Origin of the sequence: Streptomyces sp. NPDC093544 (genome assembly GCF_040683495.1) — a bacterium.
Taxonomy (GTDB): Bacteria; Actinomycetota; Actinomycetes; order Streptomycetales; family Streptomycetaceae; genus Streptomyces.
The window spans coordinates 263,826-280,208 of sequence record NZ_JBFBEA010000010.1 but is presented as its reverse complement, the minus strand read 5'-3'; the positions used below and the strand labels follow the sequence as shown (position 1 = coordinate 280,208).

Here is a 16,383-nt window from a genome sequence, read left to right as displayed (position 1 = left end):
CGCAGCAGGTCTGAGGCCTCGCGGTGCGTGCGCGGTCCCCGTCTCGTCAGTCGGGCGCCGTGCACCCGCGCGTTGCGGGCTGACTACGCTGGTGTGACAAGACGTGTACGTACATCAGCAAGGAGCATCACCGTGGCGGTACGAGCGGTCCGGGGCGCCGTCCAACTGGAGCGGGACGAGGCCGGCCACATGGACGAGCAGGTCAGCGAGCTGCTCACCGCCGTCCTGGAGCGGAACGGCCTCACCACCGACGACCTGATCAGCATCTGGTTCACCGCGACGCCCGATCTGCACAGCGACTTCCCGGCGGCCGCCGCTCGCAAGCTCGGCATCGTCGACGTGCCGCTGATCTGCGCGCAGGAGCTGGAGATCGAGGGCGCGATGCCCCGAGTCGTACGGGTCCTCGCGCACATCGAGTCCGACAAGCCCCGCGCCGACATCGCGCACGTCTACCTCGGCGCCGCGGGCGCCCTCCGCAAGGACATCGCCCAGTGAGAACCGCCCTCGTCATCGGCACCGGGCTGATCGGTACGTCGGCAGCCCTGGCCCTCGTGGCCCGCGGCGTCGTCGTCCACCTCGCCGACCACGACCCGGAGCAGGCCCGTACGGCGGCCGCGCTCGGCGCCGGCACGGACGAGACGCCGGACGGACGCGTCGACCTCGCTATCGTGGCCGCGCCGCCCGCGCACGTTGCCGCGACACTCGCGGACGCCATGCGACGCGGGGTCGCGCGCGCCTACCTCGACGTGGCGAGCGTCAAGGGGGGCCCGCGCCGGGAGCTGGAGGCGCTCGGCCTCGATCTGTCGTCGTACATCGGCTCGCACCCCATGTCGGGCCGGGAGAAGTCGGGGCCGCTGGCCGCCACCGGAGACCTCTTCGAAGGGCGCCCGTGGGTCCTGACACCCACCCGGGACACGGACACCGAGGTGCTCAACCTCGCCCTCGAACTCGTCTCGTACTGCCGTGCCGTACCCGTCGTCATGGACGCGGACGCGCACGACCGGGCCGTCGCGCTCGTCTCGCACATGCCGCATCTGGTCTCCAGCATGGTCGCCGCGCGCCTGGAGCACGCCGAGGAGGCGGCCGTACGCCTCTGTGGCCAGGGCATCCGTGATGTGACCCGGATCGCCGCCTCCGACCCCCGGATGTGGATCGACATCCTGTCCGCGAACCCGGGCCCGGTCGCCGACCTCCTCGCGGACGTCTCGGCCGACCTCGACGAGACGGTCCAGGCCCTGCGCGCCCTCCAGTCCTCCGACGAGGCGAAGCGGCGCGAGGGCGCCGGCGGGATCGAGGACGTCCTGCGGCGCGGGAACGCCGGCCAGGTCCGGGTGCCCGGCAAGCACGGCTCCGCGCCGCGCGCGTACGAGGTCGTGGCCGTCCTCATCGACGACCAGCCCGGCCAGCTCGCCCGCATCTTCGCCGATGCCGGGATGGTGGGGGTCAACATCGAGGACGTACGCATCGAGCACGCGACCGGGCAGCAGGCCGGTCTGGTGCAGCTGATGGTGGAGCCGAAGGCGGCGCCGGTGCTGAGTGCCGCGCTGCGGGAGCGGGGCTGGGCGCTGCGGCAGTAGGGCTCGCTGTGAGGGCTTTGCGTGACGCTCTGTGCGCGGGCTCTCTTGCGACGGCCCGGGAAGGGCCAGCAAAAGGGCCAGTAATACGGGGTCCGTGGAGCCAGTAACCTTGTGCGGGGCGCGATCGCGTCCCGCACAAGCCTCCGCCCCGCACCAGGAAGGTGTTCCCACCGTGGAAAACGGCGCCGCCCGGACCGTACCGGCTGTGATTGTCGCGATTGACGGCCCCTCCGGCACGGGCAAGTCGAGCACCTCGAAGGCGGTGGCCGGGCAGCTCGGGCTGAGCTACCTGGACACGGGCGCCCAGTACCGGGCGATCACCTGGTGGATGGTGAGCAACGGGATCGACGTCACCGACCCGAGCGCGATCGCCGCCGCCGCGGGCAAGCCGGAGATCATCTCCGGTACCGACCCGGCCGCTCCGGCCATCACCGTCGACGGGACCGATGTCGCGGGCCCGATCCGCACGGACGAGGTCACCTCCAAGGTGAGCGCGGTCAGCGCGGTGCCCGAGGTGCGCGCGCGGATCACCGAGCTGCAGCGTTCGATCGCCGCCGACGCGGAGGCCGGGATCGTCGTCGAGGGGCGTGACATCGGGACGACCGTGCTGCCCGACGCCGACCTGAAGATCTTCCTCACCGCGTCCCCGGAGGCGCGTGCCGCCCGGCGCAGCGGTGAGCTGAAGGGCGCCGACATCAACGCCACCCGGGAGGCCCTGGTCAAGCGGGACGCGGCCGACTCCAGCCGTAAGACGTCCCCGCTCGCCAAGGCCGACGACGCGGTCGAGGTGGACACCTCCGACCTCACACTCCAGCAGGTCATCGAGTGCGTCGTCACCCTCGTCGAGGAGAAGCGGGCCGCGAAGTGACCGAAGCACCATCGGTACGGGGTGCCGAGGTCGGGCGCCGTATCGGCGTCGGACTGATGTACGGCCTGTGGAAGCCGCGGGTTCTCGGCGCCTGGAAGGTTCCCGCGAGCGGCCCGGTGATCCTGGCCGTGAACCACGCGCACAACATCGACGGACCGATGGTCATGGGCGTGGCGCCCCGGCCCACGCACTTCCTGATCAAGAAGGAAGCGTTCATCGGGCCGCTCGACCCCTTCCTGCTCGCCATCGGCCAGCTGAAGGTGGACCGCTCGGTCGCCGACCGCACGGCGATCACCAGGGCACTCGGTGTCCTGGACAACGGCGGCGTCCTCGGCATCTTCCCGGAGGGCAGCAGGGGCGAGGGCGACTTCGCCTCGCTGCGGGCCGGGCTCGCGTACTTCGCCGTACGCGGTGGGGCGCCCATCGTCCCGGTGGCGGTACTGGGAAGTTCCGAGAAGAGCAGCCGGTTGACAAAGGGGCTGCCCCCGCTGCGGAGCCGGGTCGACGTCGTCTTCGGCGACCCCTTCGAAGCGGGCGACGGCAGCGGACGGCGTACGCGCAAGGCCCTCGACGAGGCGACCCTGCGCATCCAGAAGCAGCTGACCGCGCACCTGGAGAACGCCAGGCGCCTCACCGGGCGCAGGGAAAACGCCGGGCGCCCCATCGGGCACTAGGCGACACTTGAGTAGTGGATCTCCCGATATGCGGGGGGCCACCGATCACCACGATGAACTACGAGGTACGGACTTCATGAACGACCACATCCAGCCCGACGGCTCGGCAGGTTCTGCCGAGCACGAGCACGGGGCGCTTGGCGATGCCGAGTACGCGGAGTTCATGGAGCTCGCCGCGGAAGAGGGCTTCGACGTCGAGGACGTCGAGGGCGCGCTCGGGGAGGCGGGCCACGGTCCGCTGCCCGTGCTCGCCGTCGTCGGCCGTCCCAATGTCGGCAAGTCGACCCTGGTGAACCGGATCATCGGCCGCCGCGAGGCGGTCGTCGAGGACAAGCCCGGCGTCACCCGCGACCGCGTCACCTACGAGGCCGAGTGGGCGGGCCGCCGCTTCAAGCTCGTCGACACCGGCGGCTGGGAGCAGGACGTCCTCGGCATCGACGCCTCCGTGGCCGCGCAGGCCGAGTACGCGATCGACGCGGCCGACGCGGTCGTCTTCGTCGTCGACGCCAAGGTCGGCGCCACGGACACCGACGAAGCGGTCGTACGACTCCTGCGCAAGGCCGGCAAGCCTGTGGTCCTGTGCGCCAACAAGGTCGACGGACTGAGCGGCGAGGCCGACGCCTCGTACCTCTGGGCGCTGGGCCTCGGCGAGCCGCACCCCGTCTCCGCCCTGCACGGCCGTGGCACCGGCGACATGCTGGACGCCGTCCTGGAGGCGCTGCCGGAAGCCCCGCCGCAGACCTTCGGCATCGCGGTCGGCGGCCCGCGCCGGATCGCTCTCATCGGCCGCCCGAACGTAGGCAAGTCCTCGCTGCTGAACAAGGTGGCGAACGAGGATCGTGTGGTCGTCAACGAGGTCGCGGGCACCACCCGTGACCCGGTCGACGAGCTCATCGAACTCGGCGGCATCACCTGGAAGTTCGTCGACACGGCGGGCATCCGCAAGCGTGTCCACCTCCAGCAGGGCGCCGACTACTACGCCTCACTGCGAACCGCCGCGGCGGTGGAGAAGGCCGAAGTCGCCGTCATCCTGATCGACGCGTCAGAGACCATCTCCATCCAGGACCAGCGCATCGTCACGATGGCCGTCGAGGCCGGGCGCGCGATCGTCCTCGCCTTCAACAAGTGGGACACCCTCGACGAGGAGCGCCGCTACTACCTGGAGCGCGAGATCGATACCGAGCTCGCCCAGGTCGCGTGGGCGCCGCGGGTGAACGTCTCGGCGCGCACCGGGCGGCACATGGAGAAGCTCGTCCCGGCGATCGAGGCGGCCCTGGACGGCTGGGAGACCCGCGTCCCGACCGGCCGGCTGAACGCCTTCCTCGGCGAGCTGGTCGCCGCCCACCCGCACCCGGTCCGCGGCGGCAAGCAGCCGCGCATCCTCTTCGGCACGCAGGCGGGCACCAAGCCCCCGCGGTTCGTGCTCTTCGCCTCGGGCTTCATCGAGCACGGCTACCGTCGCTTCATCGAGCGTCGGCTGCGCGAGGAGTTCAGCTTCGAGGGGACGCCGATCCACATCTCGGTGCGGGTGCGCGAGAAGCGCGGCGCCAAGAAGAAGTAGTCACAGACGAACAACGGTGAAGGGGCGGCTCCTCAAGGAGCCGCCCCTTCACCGTTGTTCCGTCCTCAGAGCCCTCTGCGCGGCGCGGGCGGCAGTGCGGCAGGTACGTGGTGCATTCCGGTGCTGTGCTGCTGCCGTCCGTTCGTGTACTGCCGCGCGGAGTACGCACCCGCGCTGTACGAGCTGTAGGAGTTGTGCGGGCTGTACGAGCCGTACGAACTGAACGAGCTGAACGAGTTCGTGCTCTGCGGGAGGCTCCCGAAAGCCGCGAAGCCCAGCTCCTCCTCGCCGTGGCGGTCGCCGGGCAGGGCCCTGAAGGATCTGACCCACTCGGCGTAGAGCGCGTCGTAGATCGGCGTGGCCGATGGGTTGCCCGGCGGGTCCTGGGCCGGTCGCGCGGCGGGGACCGGCTGGAAGGGCTGGCGGAGGGGGACGTCGTAGGTGTGCACGTACGTGCCAACGACCCCGGCCCCGCTACGGATGCGGCCAACGCGTCGCTTTCGCAGGTCACCGAGTCGTGCACGCACTGTGGGGGGCGCGAGGCCGTGACCCGTGCGGCTCCGCCGCGCGGGCGCGACAAGCCACGGGGGACCGCGGTCAACAGCGCACCGCGGTCCCCCGCCCGAGTCGGCGGAGCGTGAACGCTCAGGTACCGGCGAGCGGCAGCGCGCTTGCGACGAGCTTGCCGTTGGCGGCGGCCTTGTCCAGGGCGTCGCGCAACAGGTCCTCGCGGGGCTGGCGGCCGATCGAGCCGACCGGCGCCGCGAACAGGAGCACCTGCTGGTGCTTGTTGGCGGCCGCGCGCCAGCTGTCGGCGACCTGGAGCGCCTGGTGCGCCTGCCACCAGGCGACGGGCGAGCCCCCGCCGGTGCCTGGCTGGAGCACGGCGTGCAACTGGCCGGCGGCGAGCAGCACGGACCAGCCGTGCAGCACGGGCGGCACCGAGGTCAGCTCGGTCACCGGCATGAAGCCCTGCTCGATGAGCAGGGGCAGGAAGTCGTCGCCGATCTCGGTCGAGCCGGGGCGAACGATGGGCCCGGTCGGTTCGACGACCAGCGCCGGGTGCAAGTCGCCGTTGATCAGGAGGAGTCCGCTGGTGACACCGAGCACGGCCTGCTCGGGCCCGGCGCCCACGGGCCCGCCCTCGGCGGTGATCGAGCGGACGGCGCCCTGGAGTTGTTCCTCGGTGACCTGGACGACCTGCGAGGGCAGGCAGGTCGCGTGGGCGAAGGCCAGGACGGCGGTTTCGTCGCCGATGAACAGGACGGTGCTGGTGCGCTCCTGGTCCGAATCGCCCTGGGTGCGGCACGACGTGCAGTCGTAACTGCCCGGGGCGTTCTCTCCGGCGAGCAGCCGGTCGGCTTCTTCGTCGCCGATCTCGGCGCGTACGTCGTCGCTGACGTCGAGCATGCGCGGCACGCTGGCTCCTCGGGTGCGGTGCGTGGCGATGCCGGGTGGCCCCCGGCACCTGAATCCGGGGGTCCCCGGCTCATGAAGATGACAACGGGCGATCTGTGGCCGGAGTCACGCCCGGGAGCGAACGGAATCGAACCATCCGAAGCGCAGCGTGAGGTCGGCTGCGGAATCCGTCACTCCGAGCCAACTTCTGGAGGTACTAGGGAAGTTGAGCCGGTGAACTGGGTCACAGATGGCCAGGGTGACTGGTCGATATATCAGGAAATCACCCTATGAAGTGGGTGGCCGGAACTCGCCGCTACCCCTGGTAACGGTGAACTGGCCTCGAATGACAAGGAGTTGGTTGATATCGGTCGGCCGGCTCCATAGATTCCTCCGCCGTGTGCAACGAGCACCGCTCGGGTACGTCCGCCGGCCGAACCAGCCAGCTGCACAGCACAGCCTCCGGCGGACGGGGCGGAGCGCGACAACCGGCCTCATACGCGCCGGGAACCGCGCCCTGTTCTGGGGGAGCCCGGGTCAGTGGAGAGGGATATAGATGTCCGCATGTGCCGAGAACAACACTCATAAGGTTCGTACGACGCGTACGACGGCGGTCCTCGCCGGGGCGGCCCTGCTCGCCCCGCTCGGACTGCTCGCCACGAGCGGCAACGCCGCGGCGGCCGACAGCGGAGTGTGGGACCGCATCGCCCAGTGCGAGAGCGGCGGAAACTGGCACATCAACACCGGCAACGGCTACTACGGAGGGCTGCAGTTCTCCGCCAGTACGTGGAGCGCGTACGGCGGCGGCGCCTACGCGTCGACCGCCGACCAGGCGTCCAAGAGCGCCCAGATAGCCGTCGCGACCAAGGTCCAGCGTGCACAGGGGTGGGGCGCGTGGCCCACCTGTTCGGCGCGGGCCGGAGCGTCCGGCAGCGCGCCCTCGTCCTCGGGCGCCGGGTCGTCCGGAGGGTCGGCCACGACGAAGTCGGCACCCAAGGCCGCACCCAAGGCCGCCCCGTCGAAGACGCCTGAGCGTCCGTCGGGCGATCACACGAACCGGAGTTCGTCCCGCGGCGACTACACGGTCCGCAGCGGCGACACGCTGAGCGTCATCGCGGCGTCGCACGGGACCACCTGGCGGGAGATCTATGCCGCCAACAAGGCCGTCATCGGCGGCGATCCCGATCTGATCGTGCCCGGGCAGCGGCTCGACCTCTGAGCCCCCTCCCGACGCTCTCTCCTGAGCGCGGGGTCTTGAGCGCGAGCCAGTGAGAGTGGGGTCCTGAGCGCCGGCTCTTGAGCGCGGGGTCCTGTCCGGTCGGTCCTCCGACCGGGTGGGGCCCCGACCCGGTCGGGCGCGGCTGGACGGGCGGGTGTGCCGGGCTGCTTAGCGTGGCCCGATGCACCCCATGTGGCTCTCATCGACCATGCCGAGCAAGTGCGTTCGCTACGCGGTCGTGATCGCCGCCGCGCTGGCCGTACTGGCCCCTTCCAGGGCGATCGCCGCGCCACCGCCCCCGCTTCCCGGCCCTCAGGCGGCACAGGTGCCCTACGACTGCGCCGAGGACCAGTGGCCCTGGGGCTGTCTCGCCGAGTGCGAGAGCAGCGGCCGCTGGGACGCGAACACCGGGAACGGCTTCTACGGAGGGCTGCAGTTCTGGCACCCGACCTGGGAGGAGTTCGGCGGTCTGAAATACGCCGCGCGCGCCGATCTGGCCACACGCGAGGAGCAGATCAAGGTCGCCGAGGGGGTGTTGGCCGCCCAGGGGTGGGAGGCCTGGCCCGTCTGTTCCAAGAGGTACGAACTCCAGGGCCGTATGCATGTGGTGAAGCGCGGCGACACGCTCTCGTCGATCGCCCGCAAGTATCAGGTCAAGGGCGGCTGGCAGGCGCTCTACAAGGCCAACAAGCAGATGATCGGTCTCTATCCGGACCGGCTGAACGTAGGCACGCTGCTCGTCATCCCGAAGGGTTCGGGCGGCGGCGCCCGGACGCGGACCTCGGACCGAGCCCTGTTCGGCCCGCCCCTGGCGCCCCTGTCCCCGCTCGGCCCCCTGGCCCCCGTCCCACCTCGGCCGCCTCTCCGCTGAACACGACCGCGCCACGGCGCAGTTCATGGACGTACGTCGTCCGGCCGGGCCTGTCGCGCAGGCCGGGCGGCAACCGCTGTTCCGCGACCACCACGCACGCGTCGAGGCCGCCCAGGAGTTCGTACGTGCGTGCCGCGACCGTCGGTGACATGCCCTGCGCGGGCTCGTCGACGAGCACCACGCGCGCGCGTGCCAGCAGGGCGCGGGAGAGGGCGAGCATGCGCTGTTCGCCGCCGGAGAGGGTGCCGGCGCGGCGGGGGAGGAGAGGGAGGAGTTGGGGGTAGGCGTCGAGGGCTGGGGCGAAACCGTCCTTGGGGGCGGCCAGTTCGAGGTTCTCGCGGACGGTGAGCGAGCCGAAGACGGCCCGGCGCTCGGGGACGAAGCACAGCCCGCGGCGGGCGCGTTCGTAGGCGGGCAGCCGGGTGACGTCCGCGCCGTCCCAGACGACTGTGCCGCCCGACAGGGGTACGGCCCCCGCGAGGGCGCGCAGCGCGGTCGTGCGGCCGGATCCGTTGCGGCCGAGCAGCACGGTGAGGCCGGGGGCGGGGGCGACGAGGGTCAGGCCGTGCAGGGCCTCCAGGGGGCCGTAGCGCACGCGCGCGTGGCGCAGGGCGATGCTCATCCGCCGGTCCCCGTTCCGAGTACCCGGTCGGCAGGCCCGGAGGTGACGATCCGCCCCGCCGCCATGACATGGACCGTATGAGCCAGGTCGGCGACCAGATCGAGGTCGTGCTCCACGACGAGCAGGGCCATGCCGTCCGCTGCGAGGGCCCGCAACACGCGCGCGAGGGCGGCCACTTCGCCGCTGTCGAGCCCCGCGGCGGGCTCGTCGAGGAGCAGCACTCGTGGGCTCCCCGCGAGCGCCCGCGCCAGTTCGACGCGCCTGAGGGTGCCGGTCGGCAGCCCCGCCGCGGGCAGCGTCCGCACCGGCCCGTCGAGCCCGAACAGCCGCAACGCCCGCTCCACGGACCCCGGATCGACGGTCCGCCCCTGTTCGGCGCCCACCCGGACGTTTTCGGCCACGGTCAACGAGGGGAAAACCGAAAGCTGTTGAAAGGTCCGCGCGATCCCGAGCCGGGTGCGGGCGTGCGCGGCCCGTCGGGTGATGTCACGCTCCCCGAGCAGCACCTGCCCGCCCGCGGGGCGCAGCGTCCCGGCCAGACAGTGGAAGAGGGTGCTCTTCCCCGCGCCGTTGGGTCCCACGACAGCGGTGACCCGGCCGGGCCGGACATCGAGGTCGACTCCGTCGAGGGCGGTGAAGCCCCCGAATGTGACGTGCAGTCGGCGGGCGCGGAGGGCTTGGGGGGCCGTGGGCTCCAGCGGGAGGCGCGAACGGCGGGGCGCGGCTCGGTCTGCGTCGCGGGCTGCGCCCCGCGATTCCGGAGCCCTCCCCGCCGAGGCGGCCCGCGTTGCGGCGTCCCCTCCCGTCTGCGCGGCGTCGCCCGGTCGGCTCGTGGGCCTGCCTGGATCCTGGACGGAGGCATGTCCACGCGATGGTGTGCCGTAGGCCGCCCGTCTCATGCGTTCGCCCGGCTCGGAGGCAGAAGCGGCGCCCTGCGGGTGGGCCGTGCTCCCGGGCTGCTCGTCGTCCGGCGTCGTAGCGCTGACGCAGGACGGTCCGGCGGTGCCGGGCGGCGCAGGGGGTGTGGCGGTATGCCTCGGCGTTGTGTCGGGCGGGCCGTGGTGGTGCGGCTGAGGCGTGCCTCCCGTGTGGTCGGTGTCTGGTGCTTTCGCGTCGGTGCCACATCGTCCGGTGGTGCTGGGCGGTGTAGTTCCCGTAGGGGGTGTGGCGGGCACCGGCGTTGTGTCGGGCGGGTGGCCGCGCTCCGGTAGGGCCCTTCGCCTGTCGTGTTGTTCGGGGGTTTCCGGGAGTCGCTGCTCTGTGTGTCCGGGTCCGGTGGCGAGGGGGCGGCCGGAGTCGGCCGGGTCGCTGCCGCGCTCGTCCACCTCGGGTACTGCCGGGAGCCGTCGGCCGGGCCGGTCCGGCGCAGTCCGCCCCGTGGCCGCCATCGCGGTGGCCCCGGCCGGTACCGGCTCCCTGGTCATCCTCGGTCGCACCGGCCGCAGTTGCCGTCGTACGTGGGCTCCCAACGGCGTGAGTGTCGCCCGGCGGCGCAGGTGCAGCCGGGAAGCGGTGGTGTGCAGGGCCTCGTACGGGCCGCCGGGGAAGCGGCCGACGAGGACGGCCAGTACGCCGATCAGGGCCGCCGCCACCCCGCCGCGCGCCCCCGCGTCGAGTCCGACGAGCAGGGCCGCGGCGGCGAGGGCGCCGAGCACGCTGTCGGCGCCGAGGACGACGACCGCCGCGAACCAGAGCAGGCCGCGGACGGGGTCGTACGCCGTCGCGTCGAAGGCGCGCAGGCCCATTCCGAGCATGCCGCCGCCGAGGGCCGCCAGGGCGGCGCCCGCCACGAAGGCGGTGAGTTTCAGGGCCGGGACGCGGACTCCCGCCGCCGACGCGCCCGACTCGTGGTCGCGCATCGCGGCCAGGGCCCGGCCTGTGCGGCCGCGGCGCAGCGCGCCGGCCGCCGCCAACGCGCAGCCCAGCAGGGCCAGTTCGAGCAGGTAGTAGGCGCGGTCGCCGTCGAAGCCCGCCGGGCGGTCGAGGGACAGGCCCGAGGTGGCGTACGGCTGGCTGAACACGAAGCGGCTGACGCCGACGCCCACCGCGAAGGTGGCCAGGGCGAGGGCCAGGCCGTGGCGGCTGATGGCGGGCCAGCCGGTGAGGAGGCCGAGGGGGGCGACCAGGATCACCGCGACGGCCAGCGCGGCCAGTTCCGGCAGTTGGGGCAGGCCGGGGAAGCGGCCCGCCGCGAGCAGGGCCGTGAAGAGGGCGCCGAGACCCGCGTACGCCGCCTGCCCGAGCGAGATCTGGCCGCCCCGGCCCGTCACCACGACCAGGGAAAGCAGCACCACGCCCAGCGCGGGGACCTGTACCGACGTATGGAGGTCCGAACCCGCGAAGCCCAGGGGCAGGAGGAAGAGGACGACCGCCACTATCCACGCCCCCGGCGGCGTCGCCACGCGGGCCGACGCCGTCCGCGGGAGCGCGTCACGGGTGCCGATGCCCGGGAGGACGAGGGCCGCTATCAGCAGCGCGACCACGAACAGGTTCGCGCCTACCGCCTGGAGCAGGGGTTCTCCCCAGCCGGACGGGTGCAGGCGGGTCAGCTGGCTCTGCGCGACGCCGATGCCCAGCGCCACCACGACCGCCACCGGAAGGCTGCGCATCCGGGCGACCACGGCGACCGCGAGCACCTCCATGACGAGCAGGGGCATGCCGTACGGGTCGAGGCGCACGTACGGGGCGAGGAGTACGCCGGTCAGGCCGGCCGTGAACGAGCCGAACGCCCAGCCCGCCGCGGCCACCCGGTCCGCGTCGATGCCGCCGAGCACGGCGAGGGAGCGGTCGTCGACGACGGCGCGCAGCTCCGTGCCGATACGCGTCCAGCGCGTGACGGCCCCGACGCCCACGGCCAGCGCGACCGCCACCGCCAACTGCCCCCACGGATCCGCCGACACCAGCGTCGGCGCGTCCGCGCGCGCCCCCGTGCCCCACACCAGGGCCGCCCCACCGACGAGCAGCACGAAGACGCCGATGGACGCGACCAGCGTCTGCGCCGGGTCGCCGCCGAGGACGGACAGCGGGCGGAACACGAAACGTTCCAGGGCCACGCCGATCGCCGGGGCCACCACCAGCAGCGTCACCGCCCAGGCGAGCCCAAGCGGCCAGCCCCATTCGACCGTGAACTGGCGCAGCAGATACGCGCACACCATCGCGATCGCGCCGTGCGCGAAGTTGAGGACACCGGTCGCCCGGTGCGTGACGATCAGCCCGATCCCGGTCAGGGCGGCGGCGCTGCCGACCGAGAGACCGGCGAGGGTGAGGTCGTACGTCAGCGACGACATCAGTCGTCCGGATCGGCGGCGGACGGTTCGCAGATTGGGCACGGCCCCAGTTCTCCGCTCGCCAGAAGCAGCGAGTCCACCGGTACGGCCTCTGCCTTCCCGGCGACCAGCGGGCAGTCGGCGCGGTGCCACAGCGTGCCGCCCGGCACCGTCAGGAGCTCACCGCTGGTGGCGACGGGCACGACGGCCGGCTGCCCGGGCTCGTCCACGTCGGCGGGCTCCGCCGCGACCAGGAGGCCGTACAGCTCCTCGACGCGCGCTGCCGCCAACGCGTTCCTGCCATGGGTGAGGAGCACCGCGCCCGCGATGATCAGCGCGGCCCCGGGCACCGTGCACGACGCCAGAAACGGTAGTTGCCGCTCCGCGTACCGCTCGCCCGAGATGCCGTACCAGCCGATCACGCACAACACCGCTCCCGCGGCGAGCGCGGCCCACCCCGCCCACAGGACGGGGTGCACAGTCCGCAGTCGAGCTGTCCGCATCCGGGGCTCCAACACGTCGTGTGTTTTGGTCCGTTGACTGTCCATGTCAGCCGATGGCTTGCACTATGCCTTCTGCAAGCTGACCCTGAAAGCACCGGGCGCACCTGGTCCGGTCCGACACCCGGTGGTGAGCCAGATGGTTCTCGGGAGCGACCTCAGGCGGGGGAACGGCCGGGGGGTGGCGGCAGCGGCGGTTCTGTTCCTCGCCGCGGCCCTCACGGCGTGCAGCGACGAGAGCGGCGGCGGTGACTCCAACCCGCCCACCCCCTCCGTGGAGCAGTCCACTCAGCCCACCAGCGCGGAGCCCAGCGCCACGGCTCCGTCCGATGCCGCGGCGGCCGAACAGGAGGTCGAGGAGAACTGGGAGAAGTTCTTCGACCCGGCCGTCGCCCAGAAGGACAAGACGGCCGTTCTGGAGAACGGCGACCAGATGACCGAGGTCCTGGAGGGCTTCAGCGGCGATCAGCGCGGCCAGCAGGTGGAGGCCGTCGTCGAGAAGGTCGAGTTCACCTCGCCGACCGATGCGAACGTGACGTACTCGCTGACCCTTGAGGGCGCGACCGCGCTGCCGGGCGCCTCCGGAACGGCGGTCGAGCAGGACGGCACCTGGAAGGTGTCCGTGAAGACGCTCTGCGCGCTGGTGCAACTGAGCGGCAATGCGTCGCCGGGTCCGGGCTGCTGAGGCGCTCGCCGCGGGCCTGCTGCTCCTCCTGAGCGCGGCCTGCGGCAGCCGCCTCCCGGAGAGCGACTTCGAGAACCGGTCCACGCCCACCCCGCAAGGAGGCGCCGCTCCGATCCGCGTCGGCATCATCACCAGCGCCACCAGCCCCGTCGGCGGCTCCGCCTTCACCGGACCGCGCGACGGGGCGAAGGCCTACTTCGACCGGCTCAACGCGCGCGGCGGCATCGGCGGGCGGCCGGTCGAGGTGCGGCTGTGCGACGACGGGGGCAGCGGGGTCGGCAACAACGAGTGCGTGCACCAACTCGTCGACGAGGACAAGGTCGTCGCCCTCGTCGCCACCACCGCCCTCGACTACGCGGGTGCCCCTCGCGTGTCCCACGCGCGCGTGCCCGACATCGGCGGGCAGCCCATCGGGCCGGCCTACGACACCTATCCGTACCTCTACGGGATCTACGGGAGCCTCGCGCCCCGTGCCGGCACACCTGGGTGGGACGGTGAGTTGTACGGCGGTACGGAGGTCTACCGCTACTTCAAGCGCGAACAGGGTGCCCGTACGGCCGCCGTGGTCTCCTACAACCAGTCCGCGTCAGCCGCCTACGCCCGGCTCGTCGCCCAGGGGCTGAAGGCCGAGGGCTACCAGGTCGTCACCGAACAGGTCGACTTCGCGCTCCCCAACTTCCGGGCCGCCGCGGCCGATCTGAAGGAGCAGGGCGCCGATCTCGTCTTCGACGCCCTCGACACGCACGGCAACGCCCAGCTGTGCGAGGCCATGGACGCCGTCGGGGCCGAGGTCATCGCCAAGGTCACCAACGTGCAGAACTGGACGTCCGCCGTCGCCTCCGACTACAAGGACTCCCCGCGGTGCCGTAACGCGCTGTGGGCCACGGGGGCCAGCCGCAACTACGAGGACATCGGGGATGCGGCCGTACGGGAGTTCCGCGACGCGACGAAGGGGCTGAAGACGCACTCCCAGTGGCAGTTGGAGGGGTGGGCCGCCGCGATGTGGTTCTCGGAGGCGGCCGGGTCCTGTGCGTCGGTGGGGGTCACGCGTGCGTGTGTCGACCGGTTCATGAACCGGGGGGAGTCCTACAGCGCCGACGGGTTGCTGGTTCCGGTCGTCTACGAGCGGCTGGCCGAGCCGCCTGCGACGCGCAGGACGTGTGTGTCGGTGGCCCGCTGGGAGGACGAACGGGGGTGGGTCTCCCAAGGGGAGATGGGCAGCAACTGTTTTGAGGTGCGGCAGCTGGGTTATCGGCCTTGAGGTGCGGTGGCGGGGCGTGGTGGTGGGTTTTTCGCCCCCTCCGCCCCTGCCCATTCCCGTCACTTGGGGGCTCCGCCTCCAAACCCCCGCTCCTCAAACGCCGGAGGGGCTAACCCCTGCGGAGCCCCCAGGTACGGGACGGGCAGGGGCGGAGGGGGCGAAAAAGGCCTGCCAGACTCGCAGCCATGTTGGAGACCTCGGCACGGCTGCTGCGTCTGCTCTCGCTGCTTCAGGCTCATCGCGAATGGTCCGGGGCGGATCTGGCGGACCGGCTCGGGGTCACGCCCCGTACCGTGCGCCGCGACGTGGACAGGCTGCGTGAGCTGGGCTATCCGGTCAACGCCAGCCCCGGCACGGGCGGCGGCTATCAGCTCGGCGCGGGGGCCGAGTTGCCGCCGCTGCTCCTCGACGACGACGAGGCGGTGGCCGTGGCGGTGGGCCTGCGGACGGCCGCCGGGCAGGGCATCGAGGGCATCGGCGAGACCTCCGTACGCGCGCTCGCCAAGCTGGAGCAGGTACTGCCGCACCGGCTGCGCCGCCGGGTGAGCGCCCTGAACGCGTTCACCGTGCCGATGCTGCGCGGCCCGCAGCCGTCTGCCATCGCCATCGATCCCGCCGTGCTCACGGAACTGGCCAACCTCTGCAGGGACGCCGAGCGGCTCCGCTTCGAGTACCGCAGCCATGAGGGCGCCTCCAGCCGCCGTACCGTCGAACCGCACCGCCTGGTCTGCACCGAGCACCGCTGGTACCTGGTCGCCTGGGACGTCGATCGCGAGGACTGGCGTACGTTCCGGGTGGACCGCATCACGCCCACGCCGCCGCACGGACCGCGCTTCACGCCCCGTACGCCACCGGCCGAGGACTTGGCGGCGTACGTCTCCAAAGGCGTCTCCACGCGCGCGTACGCCTCGCATGCCGTCATCAGGCTGCTCGTGTCCGTCGAGGAGGCCGCCGAGCGGATCTCGCCCACCGCGGGGACGCTGGAGGCCGAGGGGAAGGACAGCTGCGTCCTGCGCACCGGGGCCGCGAGCCTCGACGTGATGGTGATCCACGTGATGCTGACGGGCTTCGAGTTCGAGGTGCTCGAACCCGCGGAGCTCACCGGGGCGATCAGGACGGCACGGGACCGGCTGTCCCGGACTCTGGAGCGGGCCGAGGGGCCGGGGACACCGCCGCGTGCTCGGGATGGTGCGGGTCGAACGCCGGGGACTCGGAGCGGATCCGGGGCAGCGTCAGCGTCTTGAAGTTGTGCTTCGGGGGCAGAGGGTGTGCGGGGATTGTGTGCTGGAACCGTGTATTTCCTATGCGGCGTCAGCTCCCGGAGCACGCCCCGGAATCGGAATGGAAAGGCATCGCCGGGCGGCTGGATCCGTACATTCCTCGGGGCTATTCGGGGCGGCGTCAGCGGAGTCCCGAATTACGTTCGAAGGTGTGCGAAACGTGAGCTGAACCCCTCGTACGTGTGACGGAGTTCGGCCGAAACGCGTGCCGTGATCCTGTGACAGAAGTGTGACCGGAGAGGGATAAGCGAGGCATGGTGCGGGGTCGGGCTTCCCCGGTGAGGGAGGGCCGCCTAACGTGGCGTTCATGGCACCCATTCCCACTCCTCCCGCAGAGCCCCAGGACAGCACGGAACCCTATGTCGGGCTGGAGGCGAGAAGCGCCGAGCGTCGTGCCCGCGAGCACGGCTGGTCCACGGTGCGCTCGCTGCCGCCCGGGACGATCATCACCATGGAGTACCGCGCGGGGCGGCTGAACTTCGAGGTCAGCGACGGCAGGGTGACCCGCTGCTGGAAAGGCTGACGGGCGCCGTCGACGCCATGCGCGAAGGCCCCCGGCTCTTCAGGAGCCGGGGGCCTTCGCGGTGCGGGGAGAGGCTGT

The 16,383-nt window shown here is 72.0% G+C and carries 15 protein-coding genes and 1 pseudogene; 11 read left to right on the top strand and 5 right to left on the bottom strand.

From position 1 onward, the window contains the following. Positions 1 to 132 precede the first annotated feature (132 nt). From aroH to der, 5 genes are all read left to right on the top strand, one after another. Positions 133 to 495, top strand: coding sequence for a chorismate mutase (aroH, locus tag AB0N66_RS17775; RefSeq protein WP_365435175.1), 363 nt, complete (start codon positions 133 to 135; stop codon positions 493 to 495). Further along, positions 492 to 1,577 carry a prephenate dehydrogenase gene (locus AB0N66_RS17770; protein ID WP_365435172.1) on the top strand — a complete coding sequence of 362 codons (1,086 nt, stop codon included), beginning with the start codon at positions 492 to 494 and terminating at the stop codon, positions 1,575 to 1,577. Before aroH ends, AB0N66_RS17770 begins: the two co-directional genes overlap by 4 nt. Positions 1,578 to 1,749: 172 nt before the next feature. After that, positions 1,750 to 2,445 carry a (d)CMP kinase gene (gene cmk / locus AB0N66_RS17765; protein ID WP_365435170.1) on the top strand — a complete coding sequence of 232 codons (696 nt, stop codon included), beginning with the start codon at positions 1,750 to 1,752 and terminating at the stop codon, positions 2,443 to 2,445. After that, complete coding sequence (locus AB0N66_RS17760; RefSeq protein ID WP_365435167.1) at positions 2,442 to 3,119, top strand: lysophospholipid acyltransferase family protein; 678 nt, start codon at positions 2,442 to 2,444, stop codon at positions 3,117 to 3,119. The genes cmk and AB0N66_RS17760 overlap by 4 nt, the downstream gene beginning before the upstream one ends. A 76-nt stretch (positions 3,120 to 3,195) precedes the next feature. Continuing rightward, the gene (gene der, locus AB0N66_RS17755; protein ID WP_365435164.1) at positions 3,196 to 4,680 is read left to right on the top strand and encodes a ribosome biogenesis GTPase Der; all 1,485 of its coding nucleotides are present in this window, start codon (positions 3,196 to 3,198) and stop codon (positions 4,678 to 4,680) included. A gap of 65 nt (positions 4,681 to 4,745) precedes the next feature. Here der and AB0N66_RS17750 read toward each other — a convergent pair whose 3' ends face one another. Together AB0N66_RS17750 and AB0N66_RS17745 are read right to left on the bottom strand one after the other, a co-directional pair. Then, positions 4,746 to 5,129: a hypothetical protein gene (locus tag AB0N66_RS17750; RefSeq protein WP_365435161.1), complete on the bottom strand. Its 384-nt coding sequence runs from the start codon at positions 5,127 to 5,129 to the stop codon at positions 4,746 to 4,748. Between the two features lie 196 nt (positions 5,130 to 5,325). Then, complete coding sequence (locus AB0N66_RS17745; RefSeq protein WP_365435158.1) at positions 5,326 to 6,099, bottom strand: hypothetical protein; 774 nt, start codon at positions 6,097 to 6,099, stop codon at positions 5,326 to 5,328. 535 nt (positions 6,100 to 6,634) lie between these two features. Between AB0N66_RS17745 and AB0N66_RS17740 the strand changes: the two genes are divergently transcribed. Next, positions 6,635 to 7,297, top strand: a complete 663-nt coding sequence (locus AB0N66_RS17740) for a transglycosylase family protein (protein WP_365435155.1) — start codon at positions 6,635 to 6,637, stop codon at positions 7,295 to 7,297. A 181-nt stretch (positions 7,298 to 7,478) separates the two neighbouring features. Further along, a pseudogene (locus AB0N66_RS17735) lies at positions 7,479 to 7,985 on the top strand (transglycosylase family protein); the annotation flags it as partial. 52 nt (positions 7,986 to 8,037) lie between these two features. Here the strand turns inward: AB0N66_RS17735 and AB0N66_RS17730 are convergent. The 3 genes from AB0N66_RS17730 to AB0N66_RS17720 are packed head-to-tail and all read right to left on the bottom strand — an operon-like array spanning position 8,038 to position 12,559. After that, positions 8,038 to 8,790 carry an ATP-binding cassette domain-containing protein gene (locus tag AB0N66_RS17730; protein ID WP_365435152.1) on the bottom strand — a complete coding sequence of 251 codons (753 nt, stop codon included), beginning with the start codon at positions 8,788 to 8,790 and terminating at the stop codon, positions 8,038 to 8,040. Beyond that, positions 8,787 to 12,077: an ATP-binding cassette domain-containing protein gene (locus AB0N66_RS17725; RefSeq protein WP_365435290.1), complete on the bottom strand. Its 3,291-nt coding sequence runs from the start codon at positions 12,075 to 12,077 to the stop codon at positions 8,787 to 8,789. The genes AB0N66_RS17730 and AB0N66_RS17725 overlap by 4 nt, the downstream gene beginning before the upstream one ends. Continuing rightward, positions 12,077 to 12,559: a hypothetical protein gene (locus AB0N66_RS17720; RefSeq protein ID WP_365435149.1), complete on the bottom strand. Its 483-nt coding sequence runs from the start codon at positions 12,557 to 12,559 to the stop codon at positions 12,077 to 12,079. Before AB0N66_RS17720 ends, AB0N66_RS17725 begins: the two co-directional genes overlap by 1 nt. Positions 12,560 to 12,695: 136 nt before the next feature. On the opposite strand from AB0N66_RS17720, the gene AB0N66_RS17715 reads away from it, so the two are divergent. The 4 genes from AB0N66_RS17715 (at position 12,696) to AB0N66_RS17700 (ending at position 16,305) form a co-directional block, all read left to right on the top strand. Further along, the gene (locus AB0N66_RS17715) at positions 12,696 to 13,241 is read left to right on the top strand and encodes a hypothetical protein (RefSeq protein ID WP_365435146.1); all 546 of its coding nucleotides are present in this window, start codon (positions 12,696 to 12,698) and stop codon (positions 13,239 to 13,241) included. Next, positions 13,216 to 14,502 (top strand): ABC transporter substrate-binding protein, encoded by a 1,287-nt coding sequence (locus tag AB0N66_RS17710; protein ID WP_365435144.1) that lies wholly within the window; start codon positions 13,216 to 13,218, stop codon positions 14,500 to 14,502. The genes AB0N66_RS17715 and AB0N66_RS17710 overlap by 26 nt, the downstream gene beginning before the upstream one ends. A gap of 185 nt (positions 14,503 to 14,687) precedes the next feature. Further along, the gene (locus AB0N66_RS17705; RefSeq protein WP_365435141.1) at positions 14,688 to 15,746 is read left to right on the top strand and encodes a YafY family protein; all 1,059 of its coding nucleotides are present in this window, start codon (positions 14,688 to 14,690) and stop codon (positions 15,744 to 15,746) included. Between the two features lie 343 nt (positions 15,747 to 16,089). After that, on the top strand, positions 16,090 to 16,305 hold the full coding sequence (locus tag AB0N66_RS17700; RefSeq protein WP_365435138.1) for an I78 family peptidase inhibitor: 216 nt from the start codon (positions 16,090 to 16,092) through the stop codon (positions 16,303 to 16,305). The last annotated feature ends 78 nt before the right edge of the window (positions 16,306 to 16,383 follow it).